The organism is Roseburia zhanii (genome assembly GCF_014287635.1).
GTDB classification, from domain to species: Bacteria; Bacillota; Clostridia; order Lachnospirales; family Lachnospiraceae; genus Roseburia_B; species Roseburia_B zhanii.
In genome coordinates this window covers 1-782 of sequence record NZ_JACOPH010000084.1, presented here as the reverse complement: position 1 = coordinate 782, position 782 = coordinate 1, and the positions used below count along the sequence as shown (strand labels likewise).

Below are 782 nucleotides of genomic sequence, written 5' to 3'. Positions count from 1 at the left end.
TCTGAGTTATAAGGTTGATGAAAACGGAAATATTTCGGTGGCAATATCTGGTACAAATGATCCAGATGGGAAAATAGCGAAAGAGAATGCTGAACGAAAAGTAAAAGAGAACAGAGAAAAAGAGGAAAAGGTAAAAGAAAAAAGAGCTGCTAAAAAAGCAGAGGAAGAAAAAGCTGCAAAGCAACGTGCAGAAAAATCGGCAGAAAGAAAAGAAACGGGTGATTATACCTTATCCATAACTGGTAATGATGTAAAAAGTATGACACAGAGCCTTGTAGCAGAATCTGTGAGTATTTCTGCACCTGATAGATCAAGTTTTGATATTAAGGCATAAGAGGATTTGATAAAAGAAAAATATCTAATTGGTGCATAGGATGGCATCACCAGAGAGTAGAGTGGCAGAAAGTCAGTAGATATAAAGTTATAGATAGATTTATTTATGAACCGTGAGGTGGATTTATGGGAATCTCTTTTTCAAATATAGGAACAGTTGGAAGGGAACAGTTAATTACTTCTGGTAGTAATGGAGAACCAAACTGGTCTTATATTCCATCGAAAGGAAAAAGTACAAGAACGCAGACTGAATTTGTGAGTGAGATTAAGAAACTGGCACAAAAGGCTGCCAATGCTACTGATAAGACAGAACAAGATGCTATTTCAAGGCAGCTATTGCAGTTAAGGGCAGAATATTTGTCAGAGGTTGCACCGGATAGAAAGCAGTTATACCAACAGGCAAAAAGTGCAATGAAAAATCAAAATGCCAATCCAAAATGTAAAGGGAT

2 pseudogenes are annotated in these 782 nt (G+C 36.7%); both read left to right on the top strand.

The annotated features are described in order from the left end of the window. Window positions 1-334 (top strand): annotated as a pseudogene (locus H8S17_RS16250) (hypothetical protein); the annotation flags it as partial. A 125-nt stretch (window positions 335-459) separates the two neighbouring features. Further along, window positions 460-782, top strand: a pseudogene (locus H8S17_RS16245) (hypothetical protein); the annotation flags it as partial.